Below are 16,735 nucleotides of genomic sequence, written 5' to 3'. Positions count from 1 at the left end.
GAGGGCGCAGCGGGAATATTGACTTTATAGCTAACCGAACCAAGGAGGAATCCATCATGGCAGAAGATAAATTCGAAAAAATCGACAAAGAAATTGAACCGCAGGAACAGTCGCACCAGCCTGGCTCTGAAAGAGAAATGTCGCCAAAACCGATTTACGATGATAAAGATTACAAAGGTTCAGGCAAACTCAAAGGGAAAACAGCGTTGATTACCGGCGGCGACAGCGGAATTGGCCGTGCCGTAGCAGTAGCATTTGCAAAAGAAGGGGCAAATGTAGCCATCGCTTATTTGGATGAGCATGAAGACGCAGAGGATACAGTTAAAGCCATCGAATCTTATGGCGCTAAAGCGTTCAAATCAGCAACGGACATCGGTGACTCTGAAAATTGCCAAAAGCTCGTTGATGACGTCATCGCTGAATTTGGCGGACTGAACATTCTAGTCAACAATGCAGGCAAGCAATTTCCGCAGGATGACTTCCTGGCAATTACGCCCGATCAATTGATGGAAACATTCGAAACGAATATATTCAGTATGTTTTACTTGAGCCAAGCAGCGGTACCGCATATGCAAAAAGGCGATTCGATCATCAATACGTCATCGGTTACCGCTTACCGCGGCTCATCGTCACTCATCGATTATTCATCGACAAAAGGTGCAATCACGGCCTTTACACGCTCGCTTTCCCAAAACCTTGCAGACAAAGGCATCCGCGTCAACTCCGTGGCACCAGGGCCGATTTGGACTCCGCTTATCCCGGCCACGTTCGATGCTGAAAAAGTCGGCAAGCACGGCGGCGAAACAGCGATGGAACGCCGCGGACAGCCTTCAGAAGTGGCGCCGGCCTATGTCTATTTCGCATCAAAAGATTCAACTTATGTGACCGGCCAGGCAATCCATGTCAACGGCGGCGACTTTATCACATCCTAACCAAAAAAGAAAACCGCTAAAGCTTCGGCTTCAGCGGTTTTTTACGTTTTTTTCGATGGCCGGCGGATAAAACAACACTTCCATCGAAGAGCTGTAATGGGTTACCGGACGCAGTCGATGCAATTGTTCGGGCAGAAAACCAGCAAGAGAATTTTCTGTGATTTCTCCTTTAACATATTGAAGGCGCCAAGGCGGATGCCCGATATCCAGGCGGTAAAGCCTGTTTCCAGGTTTAGTCCATAGGCTGTAGCGCTCTGTCAGCCAAATCTCTAAAGGGGCAGGTTCAATAATGGCTGCTTGAGGTTCGTAAACCAGTTCAATTTCTTCAATTCCAGCCGCTCCACTATGCCTGCTCTTGAACCTGATCTGCGTTCCTTGCTTAGCCATTTCGATGCGCGCCTGTCGGTATGGCAAAAAGCTGCCGAGAGACGCCGTCTGAACAGCTGCCAGACTGTTTGCATCCATTGAAAAAAAGTAGACGCCGCGCCGATTGTCGTACCGGACATACGTCCTGACGTTAAGCTGCAAAAATGTCCGCATTCCCGGCACCGCAGACATGCCCCGAATATGCGTATCGCGTGCCTTGAACAGCACAGCGCTTATCCATGCTTTTCCACCGTACAGATCCAATTCCAATTCAGGAGGCAGCATTCCGCAAAGCCAATCTGCGGGAACCGCCCAATGCAAAAACAGCACATCCTGCAATTGCTGCGACATGATCCATTTTCTTCTGTCCATCTTCCTATCCCCTTTGGACATTCAAATGAGCCTCTTTATCAAAGAGCTTCGGGGCAAGTATCCTTCAAAACGCTCTTGCTGTTTAACTACAGGCAGCTGTTATTTTTTCGATGGGAATTTTTCGCCTGGATGCCCACCATCGTAATCGGAATCGTTGCCGCCTTCATTGAACGATCCGCTTCCTTCAGCTTCAGCATCCGATTGTTCCTCTTCATATCCGCCTGGATGCCCTCCGTCGTAATCCGAGTCGTTGCCCCCAGCGTTAAAACGAGGTTTTTGCCGCTTTTCCTCTTTTGGATACTTTTCTTCGTCGCGCTCTTTGTTTTCATCAGCCATTTTATATTCCCCTTTCTCTCCAGTGCTTCTTTCTTATTATCTGAATACCCACACTATAGGAGGTGAAACAGATTTTCTTAATCCGTAGAACTCTTTCCTACGAAAGTAACAAACCTTGTTCGAAGTTCTTTGACACTCCCATTAATGCGTTTGTTAAAACGTTTCAGGAGAGGCTGAAAGGGTAAATAGACTAATAGATATAAAGACTCTGAGGAGGAATAAACGATGGCAAAAGTTTTAGCCGTTCTATCTGGCGGATATGCAGATGAAGAAAATAATTACGTAACTGGATGGTGGGCGGAAGAATTGTTCGCTCCAGTATTAGCGCTGGAAAAAGAAGGGCATACAGTCGGCCTTGCTTCTCCAAAAGGCGGAAAGCCCGTTGTTGACCCGATGAGCTTGAGCAAAGAATATGACCCTGAAGGCAAATACAAGGAATTATACGACTCCGGCATTGCAGACAAAACGACACCAATTGTTGACGTCAAAGCGAGCGATTACGATGCCATTATGATTGTCGGCGGACACGGCGCCATGTTTGACTTAGCACATGACCCGGATTTGCATGCCGTCATCAACGTTGTCTATGAAACGGGCGGAATCGTTTCTGCTGTTTGCCACGGACCCGCACCGCTCGTCTATACCAAGACCAAAGACGGCCGTGGAATTTTAGAGGGCTTGAAGGTGACAGGCTATCCAAATAAATTCGAACCTGAAGAAGTGGTCGGCCTGCTGCCATTCAGCCTTGAAGATGAAATGAAGAAAATCGCGAACTACGAACCGGCTTCTGATAAAGAGCAATACGCCGTATGGGGCAGCGATCAGATTTTAACCGGACGTGATCCGCAGTCTTCTCCGCTTTTCGGAAAAGAGCTCGCTGAGAAATTGACAAGCCTCGAAAAAAAGGAAGAAGAAAAATTCTTTAAGTAAGCTGCTTTAATGGCTGCGTTCAATCAAACTGCTTGATAAGAGGAGGAAATTCACATGACAGAAAAAGATCCGAAAGAGCAAGAATACGCAAGAGCCAATAAGTCAGAAATGCAAGGACCCCCAGCACACAAAGAAGGGCTGGAGGAGCCGAAGACCAAGGGCTATAAACCCATTCAAATCGGTATCGTCATTTTTGTCATATTGGTATTGATCCTTATTATTACTGGTATAAGTTCAGATATGTGGGGACTTTTCGGCTGATTGCTTCCAAGCAATCAGTTTTTTTATTGGCATAGATTTCAGCAGCCTCTCAATTTTGAAAAGCAATCTTTAGACTATCAATTATTTGATTTTTCTGTTAATATTACATCAATAAGAGTGGCGCAGGGAGGCGTTGAATATGAACCAGCAAGAACCTTTGGAAAAAGAGGAATTGCCAACCACCCAAGACACTGCAGAGCCGGTTGAACCACCGCCGCATCATCACCATATGCATCACATGGAAGGCCTGGAAGAGCCGAAAATCAAGAATTACAAAGCAATACAGGTCGGTGTAGTTATTTTTTCAATCGCCATATTGGCATTGATCTTTTTCGGAATCACTTCGAATATGTGGGGATTAATGGACTGATGAAAGCGGCAGAATAAAATTTTATGCATAACAAAAAGAGGATGCAAATGCGCATCCTCTTTTTGTGTTAAAGGCTTTCGTTCAATTCGATTTCAAAATCCATCAATTCGCCGTTGCGGTATGCTTTCACTTTCAATCTATCCCCTACTTCTGTTTCATTGTATAGATGCTGGCGAAGTTCCTGGATCGACGTTACAGGCTTGCCATCCATCTCGACGATGACATCGAATTGCTGGAGCCCTGCTTTGTCCGCGCCGGAACTTGGCGAGACTTCATTGACCACAATTCCGCCTTTCACGTTTTCAGGAAGTTTCAGCTCGCTTTGCCGTGCTTGCGGCGGAACTTCGGACAGATCCAGAATGCTGACGCCCATTGACGGACGTTCCACCGATCCTTTCGATTCCAAATCCTCGATTACCGGGATGGCTGAATTGATCGGAATGGCAAGGCCGATGCCTTCGACGGCATCCTGTGCTATTTTCATTGAATTGATGCCGATCAGCTGGCCTTGGCTATTGATCAACGCACCACCGCTATTACCGGGATTGATGGCTGCGTCTGTCTGGAGGACTTCTGCCTGCCAATCCTCTGTTCCATCTTCATTGATATCGATTGGCACGAGCCGTTCGGTTCCAGAAATGACGCCCGTCGTCACCGACCCGGAAAATTGAAGGCCCAGCGGATTGCCGATAGCGATTGCCGGCTCGCCTGCCTTAAGGACAGAGGAGTCACCGAACTCGATGACAGTCGTAATTTGTTCAGAAGGCACTTTCAGCACAGCGAGGTCCGTCCAGACGTCCGTGCCCAGCACTTCCGCATCCAGTTCCGTTTCGTCAGCAAGTGTCACCTTCACTTTTTCCGCACCTTCGACGACGTGGTTATTGGTGACGACATATGCCCAATCCCCGGTTTTTTTATAAATTACGCCTGATCCCGCTCCAGCCTCCTGTGCGCCCGACTCGGCTGTCGGCATGAACGGGCTTTGCTGTGCGGTCTGCAAATTCGTTACCCCTACGACAGCTCCTGAAGTTTTTTCAACCGTCTCTGTAATATCAGTAGTGACGATATTCGTGCTTCCTTGTACGCCGCTTGCTGTTTCAGCAATGGTTGCGCCGTTGTCTGCCGCCGGATCAACATCCGTGAATTCCGGCAGAACGACGCCCATCAGAAGCGCTCCTGCAATCAATCCCATAAAGCTGGAAGCAAAGTAACCTGTCCGTTTTTTCTTCGGTTCACTTGAATTGTAATAACCCATATTAATTTCCTCCTTCTGACAGTGTGTTTTCAATGTCATAAGACGCCTGTTTTTCAGAAAGCCACGTTGTGTATTCACTGTTCAATTGCTCTTCAAACAATAGCTCTTTGATTTTTTCTTTGCTGTTTTCAAGTGTAGCTTCAGCAGCTTCTGTCTTGCCGGTCACTTTGATGATGTGGAAACCGAATTCCGTTTCGACCGGCTTGCTGATGTCGTCCACTTTCATGGCAAATGCCGCTTCCTCGAATGCAGGGGCCATTTCACCAGTTCCGAATGCCCCAAGCTCTCCGCCATTCTCTGCACTTGCTGTGTCCGTCGAATACTCTTTTGCCAATTCGGCGAAGTCTCCGCCTTCAGCAAGCTTGGCTTGTACTTCTTCCGCCTCTTCTTTTGTCGCGGTCAGGATGTGGCTCGCTTCCACTTGTTCGCTTTGCCCCAGTGAATCCTTGTTTTCATCAAAATAAGTTTGAATTTGCTCATCCGTAATTTCAATGCCTGGGCCGATCAGTTTCTCGATTTTCACATAGGTCTGGACTTCTTCCTTTAGGGATTCAACTGTCATTCCGCTTGCGGCTAACGCCGAATCCAGTTCCTCAGCACCGCCGTATTGCTCTTCGTAGACCGCAATTTCAGCATCAATTTCTTCGTCTGAAACCGTGATATCCTCTTTTTCAGCTTCCTGCCGGACAATTTCCTCTGAAATCATCAAATCGAGTGTTTCCGTCCCATTTGTTTTCAGCATTTGAGCGTACAGCTCATCTTTGCTGATTTCTTTGCCATTAACACTTGCCACTCCATTGTTTTGTCCAAAACTCATCAACAAGAATATCGCTGATGCAGCTATTACTCCAATTGCAATGTATATCGCTTTTTTCATTTCGCAAGCCCTCTTTCTATCTGATTACTAACATCGTAACAAGCAATTATGAATAAACTATGACCAAAGCTGTAACAATTAGGGAAATAAAAAGACAGTTTGGCCGGCTGGCTCAAACTGTCTCTTTATGCGGCAGGTGGATCAGGAAAATCGTACCTTTGCCTTTCTCGCTTTGCACACGGATGTCCCCACCGTGCAATGTCACCAATTGCTTAACGATCGATAAACCAAGACCGAATTGGCCGCTCCCGCGCGATAAATCCGCTTTGTAGAAGCGGCGCCAAATCAAATCGATTTCTTGGACATCAATCCCTTCGCCCGTGTCTTTCACTTCGATCGCCATACCGCCCGGCTCGCTGTATGCCCGCAAGGAAATCAGCCCATCCGCTGTAAACTGGATGCTGTTTTTCACAATGTTCGTCAAAACCTGGATCAGCCGGTCCATGTCTCCGTAAATCACCTGTCCGGGTTCTGAGGCTATTTCGATGCGATTTCCTTTTTCAGCCGCTTGCATCTCCAGCTGCTCTTGAATAATTTCAAGCAATTCTTCTGCCTCAATCTCTTCTTTCGTTAGCGTCACTTGGTTTGAACGGATTTTTTCATAATCCAGGTTTTCATTGACGAGGCGGATGAGGCGTTTCGTTTCATCGCTGACCAACCGGATGCCTTTTTCACGCTGCTCTTCCGCAATCATATTATTGCGCAGCCCTTCAATGACACCGGCAATGGTCGTCAACGGCGTACGCATTTCGTGCGAGACGTCCGCCATGAACTGGCGCCTTCTGTTTTCCAATCCTTCAATTTCTTCATTCGACTGCTGCAGCCTTTTGGCCATCTGGTTGAAATCCTTCGACAAATCGCCGAATTCATCAAAATCGGATTCCGGCAAATTGACTGCGTAATTTCCTTCGCTGATCATTCCCGCAGCTTCCTGCATGCGTTTCAAACGGCTGACATGCAGTTTCGACAATAGCAGACTGAGCAGCAATGCCACTGCCAATGCGATGAGTATTGTCGTTAACAGCGACTTATTGAGTTCGGCAATCATTTCGCTCGTGCCGCTGACAGGCGAGGCAAGGAGCACTCCGCCGGCCAATTGGCCATTGTCGGCATATGGCATCGCCACAAACGTTACGGTATTCTCAAATCGTTCAACATCCCGGTTGACGACAAGTGTTTCCCCGCGCTCAATGACGTCCCATTCCTCCGTCGTCAATTCAACAGGCGGAAATGCCCCGGAAACCGGGTACAAAATGCGGCTTTGCTGGTCGAAGACGATAAAATTAATGTTTTGAGCTTCCAGAATGGACACGTAGGACTGAAGATTGGTGCCCGGCCGCGGCGCTTCCAGCTCCTGCAAAATCTTGACGCCATAGCTTTCCAGTTCTGCCGCCTTGTCTTCGTAAGCAAAATCTTCCACGTAATTGACGAACAATAAACTCAATATAAAGAATGCAATGAGCAGGATGCTCAAATGGCTCGCAATCAATTGGTAAAAATAATTAATCCGCATATTCTTCAAATTTATAGCCAACTCCCCAGACGGTATGGAAAAATTGTTCCCCGCCTGCTATTTTTTTGCGCAGACGCTTAATGTGCACATCAACGGTCCGTTCGTCTCCGTAATATTGGTAGCCCCACACTTGCTCCAGAAGCTGTTCGCGGCTGAATACCTGTTTTGGGTGCTGCATGAAGAACAGTAGCAGTTCGAACTCTTTCGGCGTCAAATTCTGTACCGGTTCCCCGTCTTTCTGCACTTCCCGCGTTTCTTTATTGACCGCAAAATGCTCCGTGCGGACTGTTTCTTTCGGCGCTTCCGCTTTTTGTGAACGCCGCATGACCGCTTTGATGCGCGCCATAAGCGTCAGCGGGCTGAAAGGTTTTGTCACGTAATCATCTGCGCCCATCTCGAACCCGATGACTTGGTCCGATTCACTGTCTTTGGCTGTCAGCATGATGATTGGCACCGAATCTCCGAGTTCCCGGATTTTCCGGCATAACGCAATTCCGTCCATCCCTGGCAGCATCCAGTCCAATATCAATAAATCATAATCGCCTTGTCTGTATTTTGCGAACCCTTCCTGGCCGTCCGCTGCAAAATCACCGGCAATCGCTTCTTTTTGAAAAAACAATTCCAACATGGAACTAACGCTCGGATTGTCTTCCACCACTAATATTTTCATCCTGTACCTCCGGCATCTGTTTCTTTTAAAGTAAAGCAGGCGGGCAAAAGACGCAAGTACATAGAAAAACCGCCCTATGTAAAAGAGCGGTTTTTGCGTCTACGCCTTTTTCTCGCGCGCTTTGTATTTCTCGAACAAATCGCCGATCATGTCGTAATCGATGGCAATATTGTTCTCGTAGGCATATCTTACGCCATAACCCAATGCCAGGGTCATTGCGGATGCTACGGTGCCGCCGATAACAGACCCGGCGCCCGGGATGAATTTCAATGCCTGGCGGTAAAGTGTATGGCCAATTGTCTGGGTCGCCGTGATGACAATCATGTCTTTCGCCGCTTTTTTGCTGAGCGGTTTATCGTACAGCTTCGAAAGCTTGATGATCAAGCCGACTTGCAGCGAGGTCAGCGGAATGATGTCCGAACCGGGAATCGGGGAAGCTCCGATGACGCCGGCCGAAACGCCAGCACCGATGATCCAGCGGTTCGCAGCGGCTGATTTCTCTTTCATGCTTTTAGCGAAGAGCAGGTCTTTACCTTTCTTTTCGAGCAAAAAAAGGATTTCCTTCTTCAAAGTTTCCAGATTCTCTCCTGTTTTCGATGAAATTGGAATCACCTTATATTTGCCGCCCGTATGGTTTTTGACAAATTCGATGATGGACGGAATGTCTTCTGCCGCGTCTATTTTGTTCAAGACGATCAGGATGTCCTTGTTATGCTTTTCAATTCCCGCAAACTTTTCCTTCTCGCTTTCCGAAAAAACAGTCCCTGCTGCATTCAGGAAAAACAGCACGACATCCGATTGCTGGACAAATTCCAAGGTCTTTTTAGGATTTTCGTCATTCGGGTCGTTCAACCCAGGTGTATCCATGAACTTGATATTCTCCAAGCCTTCCAAATTATACGGGTCGACGCTCACGGTTTCCCCTGGCATTGGATTGGTGCTTGCAATATCTTTGCCGATGATTTTATTGACCGTCGAAGATTTGCCGGCATTGACTTCGCCAATCAACGAAATCAGCAGCTCCTGCTCAAGCATGTCGTTGACTTTTTTCATCTCGTTTTCAAACATTGAATCCATCACACGGCTTACTTCTTCTTCAAAACTCTTTGCCATCGTCTAATCCCCCTTGATAAATCCTCTTTATGAATAGTATAAGCAATGATGTGATTCACGCATACCGTTACTTGTCGATGTATGGTTTCAGCAAGGCATCGCCATATTTCAAAATTTCCTGCGCATTGCGTATATGCTTTTTAGTCGCACTGTTTTTCGCGCGTTTTTCCATGGTTCTCATATCCCGCAATTCATCTGGCAATTTCGCTCCCGGCGCTTTGTACAATTGTTCAGACTGGACGAATGATCCGCCCGGCATGTAATAACGCATCGCCAGCAGGTTTTTTTCATACTCGAACAGATTATGGCCCATCATCGGAGTTGCATGCTCCACACCGAGCAAGGCGAGCGTAGTCGGCATAATATCCACTTGTCCGCCAAGACGGCTGAATTCTTCTCCTTCGAACAAACCGCCTCCTGCCATCACAAGCGGCACTGTCAGGCGTTCTTTCATCGTATACGGATGGCCAAGGAAATCTTTCAGCAGCAGCGCATCTTCTTCTGACAGCGGCGATCCATGGATGCCGGAATGGTCGCCGTAAATGACAATCAACGATTCATCATAAAGTCCCTGATCTTTCAGTTCTTCTACGAACTTTCCAATCTGCTCATCAGCGTAGCGGATCGATTGGAGATAATGGCCGACGTGTGTCCCTTCATATTCCGCCGGCAGCTCCAGATGCTGCATTTCTGCCGGCAAGATGAATGGTGTATGGCTTGTCATCATAACAATATTCGAGTAGACCCGTTCATAAGTATCCAGCTGCCGCGGCAGTTCCTCGAGCGCAAAATCCATCAGCACTTCATCCGAAGGGCCGTAGCCCACTTGGTCTTTGTCCGGAATCTCTTCGACTGTGAATACTTCATCGAATCCGAGTGCCGGATACAGCACGTCGCGGTTCCAAAATGTCACATCATCTGCGTGATAAGTAGCAGAACCATAGCCTTCTTTTTTCAGGGTCCGTGAAAGCGAAGGCACTTCCTTGCCGTTCAAGTCATTGACGGTAGGCGCCATCCCTTCCGCATAAAGACCGGTATTGCCCATCCATTCGGCGTCCGAAGTTGTGCCGGCACCAATTTGCTGGAAGACATTCGAGAAATAGGCGCTTTCTTCAATGAGTTTATTGAGATTGGGTGTTATCTCCTGGCCATTGATCGATTTATTGACAGTGAAATTTTGCATCGATTCCACTTGGATCATGAACAGGTGGCGGCCTTCAGCCAACCCGAACGAAGCGTGATTGTTTACTGGCACATATTCATTGCCTTTTAACGCTTCCAGCTCTTTTGCCGATAACTTTGTTTCAGTGCCGGAAGCGTGGGCTTTTTCGTTAAGGTGGTTATACATCTGGACAAGCTGGGATTGGGCATAGCCATTTTCTTTGGCAAAAAAGGAGATATCAATGATTGGCTGCTTGATAGCGTAGACGGTTGTAAAAACACTGATTGCAGCCAGCCCAGCCGCTGCATATTTCAATGAATTGAGTTTTGGCAGCTTGCCCCAACGGCGCGCCAAGACGACTAATATTACGGCGTCCAGGAAGAAAAGAAAATCCAGTGGATTGATCAATAGCAAAATGGTCGTGCCGACGGTGCCCGATTGGGTGGTCTGCCGCAAATCATAATAGGAAGGGATTGTGGAATAATAGCGGCTGTACAATACGACGGCAAAAAAGACCCCTGAGACCAGCATATTGAAAATGCCGGCAGTGAGCCAAACCCTTTTCTTGAATAACAGCAGCGCAACAGCCAGCAGGAACGCCCAAACCGGAAATTCGACGAATGCGATATGGAATATGGATTTCGCATCGAAGATTACGATGCGAAACGCCATAACTTTAAGAAATAATAATAGGAAAATTGCAATATAAGGCATAGCTTTTGTTCTCATCGTAATCCACCTCCTCTTTAAAGACGGCTGTGCTGACGGAATGTTGCCACTCCGTTGCACTCGACAGCCTCAGTTCCAGACCCTTTCCACGATGGCGGATTGCCCGTCGTGCCTAATTTTAAAAATATCAGGATTCGATAAATTCCGCCACTCAGCAAACCCAAAGCCCGGATCCCAATGATTGAGCAATAAGGCCAAAAGATTGCCATGCGTCACGACAATACTTTGATGCGGCACCGCAGATACTGCCGCGATTCCCCGCTCAGCTGCTTCAATACCGGATTCGCCGCCCGCCAATTTCAATTCCATATTATTGAATGACCGCTCCAGATGGCCGAGCCAGTCAGGCAGATTGCCGAGGCCCAATACACGCTCCGAAAGGCGGATGTCGGTATTCAACGCAAGCCCCTTCTGTTTTAAAGTTGGTTCAATTGATTCGATGGCCCGCACATAAGGGCTCGAAACGATATAAGAAATTTCCACTTGAGCAAAAAAACGGGCAAGCCTGTCTGCCTGCGCACGCCCTTCCACCGTCAATTCTGCCTGCGGATGCTGTCCTTCCGCCTGGCAATGCCGAACCAGGTAAAACGTTTTCTCCGAACCCTTCATCTAAACTCCCCCTTAACGCCTTCACAAATTCTGCCATATTCATTCCATTATAAGGCTTTTTGGGAGATTCGTCTTTTTTTCGCCTTCCGGTTGAACCGCCATTATTCGCAAAAGCGATGGAAGGTATGGATACCAGTTTCCGCTCATATCTTGGTTCTTATGTTATTCCCTTTTTATCCGATTTTTAAGCAAAAAAACTCCAGGCAATTAGCCTGGAGTAAACGATTATAGTTTTTTCATCAAATTCGCCATTTCAATGGCTCCAGCAGCAGACTCCCAGCCTTTATTGCCAGCTTTCGTCCCTGCACGCTCAATCGCCTGTTCGATCGAATCTGTTGTCAAGACGCCAAATATGACCGGAATATCCGATTGGTCGCTAGCCCGCGATACGCCTTTTGCGACTTCGCTGCAGACGTAATCGAAATGCGGTGTCGCCCCTCGGATAACGGTGCCGAGTGTGATGACTGCGTCATAGTTGCCGCTGACCGCCATTTTTTTAGCAACCAACGGAATTTCGAATGCGCCCGGCACCCATGCAATTCCGACATCTTCCGCTTTCACGCCGTGCCGCTTCAAAGCATCTTCCGCTCCGCTCAGTAATTTGCTGGTGATGAATTCATTGAAGCGCCCGACCACAATGCCGATGCGCAGCCCTTCTCCATTTAAATAACCTTCAAAATGATTTGCCATGTCCATTTCTCCTTTAGAAATTCAGCAAGTGGCCGAGTTTCGATTTTTTTGTTTTCATGTATGCTTCATTGTCCTTGTTGGTCGGCATTTCAATCTGCAGCCGCTCGACCACTTCGAGTCCGTAGCCGCCGATGCCCGCAATTTTCCGCGGGTTGTTGGTCAGCAATTTCATCTTCTGGACGCCAAGGTCCCGCAGGATTTGCGCACCGATTCCGTAATCGCGCAAATCGTCGGCAAAGCCGAGTTTTTCGTTGGCTTCCACCGTGTCATAGCCCTGTTCCTGCAATTCGTAAGCTTTCAGTTTATTGATCAGGCCGATGCCGCGCCCTTCCTGCCTCATATACAGCAAAACTCCGGCTCCGGCATCGTTGATCTGTTTAAGGGCGGCATGCAGCTGCGTGCCGCAATCGCATTTATGCGAACCGAAGACGTCTCCCGTCAGGCATTCCGAATGGACGCGCACGAGCACCGGGGTGTCAGGATCGATTTCCCCTTTCACCAATGCCACGTGGTCTTGTCCGGTGAGCACTTCGGTATAGCCGACAGCGCGGAAATCACCGTAATCCGTAGGCAATTGAACTTCCACTTCGCGTTTGATCAATTTTTCGTTTTTGCGCTTATAGGCGATCAAATCCTGGATGGTCAAAATGCCCATGCCGAGGCGTTTTGCGACTTCCTGCAAATCATCGACGCGCGCCATTGTGCCGTCAGCATTCATAATTTCGCAAATGACGCCAGCCGGTGTAGAGCCTGCCAATTTCGCCAGGTCCACAGCCGCTTCCGTATGCCCAGCCCGGCGCAGTACGCCGCCTTTTTTTGCAATCAGCGGAAAAATATGGCCGGGGCGCTTGAAGTCAGATGGCTTTGCAGCCGGATCAAGCAGACCCATGATCGTATGCGACCGTTCAAAAGCGCTGATGCCTGTCGTTGTTTCGCGGTGGTCGATGCTGATGGTGAAGGCGGTGCCGTACTCATCCGTGTTGTTGTCGGTCATCAAACCGATCTTCAAGCGTTTGGCAATTGTTTCCTCCACAGGGACGCAGATCAAGCCGCGGCCTTCCGTCGCCATCAAATTGACGATTTCCGGTGTAGCGAATTCCGCCAAGGCGATAAAATCGCCTTCATTTTCCCTGTTTTCATCATCAATGACGATGATCGCTTTGCCGTTTTTCAAATCATGGACAGCTTCTTCAACTGTATAGAACATTTTTCCGCCTCCATTAAAATCCGTTTTCCGCAAGCCAGCTGCGGCTGATTTTCGGTTCTGCCGTCTGGATGCGTTCTGTGTACTTCGCCAGCATATCGCATTCGATGTTGACGGATTCGCCGATTCCTTTAGCACCCAGCAGCGAATCTTCCTGTGTGGTGGGAATCAGTGAAATTGTTACGGTGTTATGGCCGAGGCCGAAAATCGTCAGCGATGTGCCGTCGACCGCAATCGAACCTTTCATCATCATGTACTTCATGAGTTCGGGTTTGACTTCGATCGACTTCGTCACCGCATTCGCCTCTTTTTTGACCGAACGGATGACACCCACGCCGTCAATATGGCCGCTGACAAAATGGCCGCCGAATCTGCCATTTGCAGGCATTGCACGCTCAAGGTTGACCTTTGAACCGCTTTTCAGCCCGTGCATTGTAGAGGACTTGACCGTTTCCGGGATGACGTCGACCGTAAAAGTGCTTTGCGCCAATGAAGACACAGTCAAACAGACGCCATTGATGGAGATGCTGTCTCCACGTTTGGCGTCTTCTAAAACAAGCGAACACGAAATGGTCAGCTCCATTGCCTGGGGCTTTGACCGCACAGATGCTACGCGGCCCACTTCTTCCACAATTCCGGTGAACATTGAATCACGCTCCTTTGTAAAAGCCATGAAGCTCCGATGCTGCGGTCCAATGACCGCATTAAATTAGGTACTGCTAAAAGGATTCTTTCCACCAAGGGGCAGTCGGGTGGCAAGGAAAGGAATTTCTATAGGGGATTTGCAAGCCGCATCAAAGGCACGCCGAATAAACTCTATTTCGTTGTCAGAAACGGAGCCGTGCCGTTAAAGAGCTAAAAAAAGGGTACGACAAAATAAGCGCTCGAATTCTTCTCCCATCCAGACTTTCACTGTCGGTGCCGGATTTTCACCAGCTCCACCGCCTTGAAAAACACCCAGCCGCTTTCTGGCTGGACATCTTTTCAAGATCGGGTCACGGACTTACAGTTCTCTGCTCACCGCCGGTAAGGAATTTCACCTTGCCCCGAAGAATTCGATTCGATTAATTGTCCATTTCATAGTAGCATAAAAAAGAGAAAACTTCGCAGATTTCTGATTTTGCGGAAGACAGGGGGAGAAATGATGCCGCATACACAAAAGGTCTTAGGGCTTCAAGTCGATGAAGAAACAAGATGCGTTCATTGGCATTCGGAAATTGATCGGATCGCTATCAAATTTTATTGCTGCGGATTGTATTACGCATGCTTCGAATGCCACGAAGCGACCGGCTGCGGAAAAGCCGCGGTTTGGCCGAAGGAGCGGTTCGATGAAAAAGCCGTGCTTTGCGGATCCTGCGGCCATCAATTGGCCATCCAGGAATACCTCGAATGTGCGTCGGTATGCCCGTCATGCAACAGCCGCTTCAACCCCGGCTGCAGCCTCCATAAGCATCTTTATTTTGCCTGAGCGCCGCTTTGAAGGCAAAAAAAAAGAGCGTCAGCCGCTCTTTTCAGCAGCTTTCACTCGTAAAGACATGACGATTTGTTCGCCTTTGGAACGCATCAGGCGCCTCCCGGTATCTTCAAATCCGGCCCGTTGGTAAATGCGCTGAGCCGGCGTGTTGCGTGCATTGACGCCAAGCACCACTTCGTCAGCCTCGGGGAACTCTTGGCGGATAAAATCAGGCAGTGCATAAATCGAACCTGTCGCGATGCCCTGCCCTTGGAAAGCCGGATCCACGGAGTAGCCCCTCAGAAGCAAGGTATGCGGGTTATCGGAATAGGCTTTGCGGTCATCCGATTCATCGAGTTCAAAAAAACCTGCCACTTGGCCGCGTGCTTTGATAACGATGAAATGCTTCAGCGGATTTTCCGCATCCCGCCGGATGATATCCTGCGGCAAACCGGTAAATTCCCGCTGCTCCGAAGGCAGGTCGTATTGAACGTCCACTTTCGGCGTATAGCAATGCAATGTGACTTCTTTTTTCCTGATCACCGTAAACGCCTCCTGAATGGTCTATTAAAGCGCATCTTCTGCAATGATGACATGTTCGATACTGTCAGGGAGCTCTTTTAAGCCGGAACGCAGAAATTCCGGATAAAGCTCGACTTGGCCGATTTCACTAAGCGGCATCCATTGATAGGTCAGGCGTTCGCCTTCAGGTCCGAAAAAAGGGCCTTCACGGAAATGGCTGGCGCCTTCCACTGGCTCCACTTCGTAATAAAAACCGAGTTCATGATACTGCTTCGCATTGTAGGTGAAAAAGTTTTCTGCCACCCACAACAGCCGGCTGGCAGACACCGCTGTATCCAGCTCTTCAGCCATTTCCCTCACCAGGCAGCTTTTCGAGTCCTCCAGCATTTCCGCCCGTCCGCCGGGCAGCGCCCAATAGGACTCTTTTGTCTGCTTGTGCAGCAAAACGTGGCCATTCTCGATCCACACTGCGGCCACACGGTAATTGAAAACCTGTGTCTCCATTTTAAACGATGTATCCAAATGGGTACCTCCTCATTCTTTTTCCAGCGTCACCGCTACAACTTCCGGCAGATTGAAAACCCTGACCGGAAATCCGCTATTCCCAAGGCCGCGGCTTAAAACAAGCTGTGTGCTGTCTTTACGGAAAATCCCTTCGGTCATCGTTGGAAACCATCCTTGCCCAGGCGCGATCAAACCGCCAAGACCCGGTATGCGTACCTGTCCGCCATGGGCATGGCCGGCGAATACCAAATCAATGCCCTGTTCCACGTAAATACTGAACATTTCCGGCCGGTGCGCCAATAGCAATGTGAAGTCGTCCGTCAATGCCGTTTCGGCTAATGCATCTCTCGTAAAGTCCTCTTCCGTCAAATCGACATTGAACAACGGGTCGTTGATGCCGGCAATCTGCACCGTTTCCCCGCCTTCTTCCCATTGCACCTTGTCGTTCATCAATACAGTAACACCGCGCTCTTCCAGCGCCGCTGTAATTTCGTCGATTTTATTGACCGCCACTTCATGATTGCCAAGCACAAAATACACTTCGCTCATCTCAACCAACGCGTCAACCAGCGTCAAACTGGTTTCCAGATCGTAGCGGTTGCTGTCGATCAAATCCCCTGTCAGGAAAATGGCATCCGGGTCGGCAGCTTCCACTTTTTCAATCAACGATGACTGCCCTTTTCCGAAATTGGCGTTGTGGAGATCCGATACCTGCACAACCCTTTTGCCGTCAAAAGCAGCTGGCAGCTCTGCAGACGATAAGGTATATTCCGTTGTTTGAATCCAATTATTATTAACCCAGATGAAGCTCCAGACAAAAGCGATGAGCAACAGCAGGATGATCAGTTTTTTCATATTTTAATAACC

At 48.5% G+C, this 16,735-nt stretch carries 20 protein-coding genes and 1 riboswitch; of the genes, 5 read left to right on the top strand and 15 right to left on the bottom strand.

Going from position 1 to position 16,735, the window contains the following annotated elements:
• The first annotated feature begins 56 nt into the window (after positions 1-56).
• Entirely contained in the window at positions 57-932 is an 876-nt protein-coding gene (locus QMA09_RS00420) for an SDR family oxidoreductase (protein ID WP_290211619.1), read from the top strand.
• Between the two features lie 30 nt (positions 933-962).
• Here QMA09_RS00420 and QMA09_RS00415 read toward each other — a convergent pair whose 3' ends face one another.
• Positions 963-1,670 carry a YqjF family protein gene (locus QMA09_RS00415; protein ID WP_290211618.1) on the bottom strand — a complete coding sequence of 236 codons (708 nt, stop codon included), beginning with the start codon at positions 1,668-1,670 and terminating at the stop codon, positions 963-965.
• 99 nt (positions 1,671-1,769) lie between these two features.
• Positions 1,770-2,006 (bottom strand): hypothetical protein, encoded by a 237-nt coding sequence (locus QMA09_RS00410; protein WP_290211617.1) that lies wholly within the window; start codon positions 2,004-2,006, stop codon positions 1,770-1,772.
• A 225-nt stretch (positions 2,007-2,231) separates the two neighbouring features.
• Between QMA09_RS00410 and QMA09_RS00405 the strand changes: the two genes are divergently transcribed.
• The 3 genes from QMA09_RS00405 (at position 2,232) to QMA09_RS00395 (ending at position 3,567) form a co-directional block, all read left to right on the top strand.
• On the top strand, positions 2,232-2,936 hold the full coding sequence (locus QMA09_RS00405) for a type 1 glutamine amidotransferase domain-containing protein (protein ID WP_135504507.1): 705 nt from the start codon (positions 2,232-2,234) through the stop codon (positions 2,934-2,936).
• 54 nt (positions 2,937-2,990) lie between these two features.
• Positions 2,991-3,197, top strand: coding sequence for a hypothetical protein (locus QMA09_RS00400; protein ID WP_290211616.1), 207 nt, complete (start codon positions 2,991-2,993; stop codon positions 3,195-3,197).
• Between the two features lie 139 nt (positions 3,198-3,336).
• The gene (locus QMA09_RS00395) at positions 3,337-3,567 is read left to right on the top strand and encodes a hypothetical protein (protein ID WP_290211615.1); all 231 of its coding nucleotides are present in this window, start codon (positions 3,337-3,339) and stop codon (positions 3,565-3,567) included.
• Between the two features lie 67 nt (positions 3,568-3,634).
• On the opposite strand, the gene QMA09_RS00390 is transcribed toward QMA09_RS00395, so the two are convergent.
• From QMA09_RS00390 to ribE, 10 genes are all read right to left on the bottom strand, one after another.
• Positions 3,635-4,822, bottom strand: a complete 1,188-nt coding sequence (locus QMA09_RS00390; RefSeq protein WP_290211614.1) for a S1C family serine protease — start codon at positions 4,820-4,822, stop codon at positions 3,635-3,637.
• Between the two features lies 1 nt (position 4,823).
• Positions 4,824-5,699 carry a peptidylprolyl isomerase gene (locus QMA09_RS00385; RefSeq protein WP_290211613.1) on the bottom strand — a complete coding sequence of 292 codons (876 nt, stop codon included), beginning with the start codon at positions 5,697-5,699 and terminating at the stop codon, positions 4,824-4,826.
• 112 nt (positions 5,700-5,811) lie between these two features.
• On the bottom strand, positions 5,812-7,212 hold the full coding sequence (locus tag QMA09_RS00380) for a sensor histidine kinase (protein ID WP_290211730.1): 1,401 nt from the start codon (positions 7,210-7,212) through the stop codon (positions 5,812-5,814).
• Complete coding sequence (locus QMA09_RS00375; RefSeq protein ID WP_290211612.1) at positions 7,202-7,882, bottom strand: response regulator transcription factor; 681 nt, start codon at positions 7,880-7,882, stop codon at positions 7,202-7,204. Before QMA09_RS00375 ends, QMA09_RS00380 begins: the two co-directional genes overlap by 11 nt.
• 99 nt (positions 7,883-7,981) lie before the next feature.
• Positions 7,982-8,995 (bottom strand): GTPase, encoded by a 1,014-nt coding sequence (locus QMA09_RS00370; protein ID WP_135504518.1) that lies wholly within the window; start codon positions 8,993-8,995, stop codon positions 7,982-7,984.
• Positions 8,996-9,062: 67 nt separating this feature from the next.
• Entirely contained in the window at positions 9,063-10,886 is a 1,824-nt protein-coding gene (locus QMA09_RS00365) for an LTA synthase family protein (RefSeq protein WP_290211611.1), read from the bottom strand.
• 69 nt (positions 10,887-10,955) lie between these two features.
• Positions 10,956-11,495 (bottom strand): histidine phosphatase family protein, encoded by a 540-nt coding sequence (locus QMA09_RS00360; protein ID WP_290211610.1) that lies wholly within the window; start codon positions 11,493-11,495, stop codon positions 10,956-10,958.
• Positions 11,496-11,720: 225 nt separating this feature from the next.
• Positions 11,721-12,185, bottom strand: a complete 465-nt coding sequence (ribH, locus tag QMA09_RS00355) for a 6,7-dimethyl-8-ribityllumazine synthase (RefSeq protein WP_183736446.1) — start codon at positions 12,183-12,185, stop codon at positions 11,721-11,723.
• Positions 12,186-12,198: 13 nt separating this feature from the next.
• Entirely contained in the window at positions 12,199-13,392 is a 1,194-nt protein-coding gene (locus QMA09_RS00350; RefSeq protein WP_290211609.1) for a bifunctional 3,4-dihydroxy-2-butanone-4-phosphate synthase/GTP cyclohydrolase II, read from the bottom strand.
• A gap of 13 nt (positions 13,393-13,405) precedes the next feature.
• Positions 13,406-14,035 carry a riboflavin synthase gene (gene ribE / locus QMA09_RS00345; RefSeq protein WP_290211608.1) on the bottom strand — a complete coding sequence of 210 codons (630 nt, stop codon included), beginning with the start codon at positions 14,033-14,035 and terminating at the stop codon, positions 13,406-13,408.
• Between the two features lie 239 nt (positions 14,036-14,274).
• Positions 14,275-14,447: riboswitch (FMN riboswitch) on the bottom strand.
• Positions 14,448-14,533: 86 nt separating this feature from the next.
• Between ribE and QMA09_RS00340 the strand changes: the two genes are divergently transcribed.
• Entirely contained in the window at positions 14,534-14,857 is a 324-nt protein-coding gene (locus tag QMA09_RS00340; protein ID WP_135502479.1) for a CHY zinc finger protein, read from the top strand.
• 30 nt (positions 14,858-14,887) lie between these two features.
• On the opposite strand, the gene QMA09_RS00335 is transcribed toward QMA09_RS00340, so the two are convergent.
• From QMA09_RS00335 to QMA09_RS00325, 3 genes are read right to left on the bottom strand one after another with little or no spacing between them, the layout of a single operon-like run.
• Positions 14,888-15,385 (bottom strand): GNAT family N-acetyltransferase, encoded by a 498-nt coding sequence (locus tag QMA09_RS00335; protein WP_290211607.1) that lies wholly within the window; start codon positions 15,383-15,385, stop codon positions 14,888-14,890.
• Between the two features lie 24 nt (positions 15,386-15,409).
• Positions 15,410-15,886 carry an NUDIX hydrolase gene (locus tag QMA09_RS00330; protein WP_290211606.1) on the bottom strand — a complete coding sequence of 159 codons (477 nt, stop codon included), beginning with the start codon at positions 15,884-15,886 and terminating at the stop codon, positions 15,410-15,412.
• A 12-nt stretch (positions 15,887-15,898) separates the two neighbouring features.
• Positions 15,899-16,723 carry a metallophosphoesterase gene (locus QMA09_RS00325; RefSeq protein WP_290211605.1) on the bottom strand — a complete coding sequence of 275 codons (825 nt, stop codon included), beginning with the start codon at positions 16,721-16,723 and terminating at the stop codon, positions 15,899-15,901.
• Positions 16,724-16,735 lie beyond the last annotated feature (12 nt).

This window comes from Planococcus sp. APC 3906 (assembly GCF_030407685.1).
Taxonomy (GTDB): Bacteria; Bacillota; Bacilli; order Bacillales_A; family Planococcaceae; genus Planococcus; species Planococcus koreensis.
Note: the sequence above shows the minus strand (reverse complement) of the source record. Positions and strands in the feature narration are given on the sequence as shown.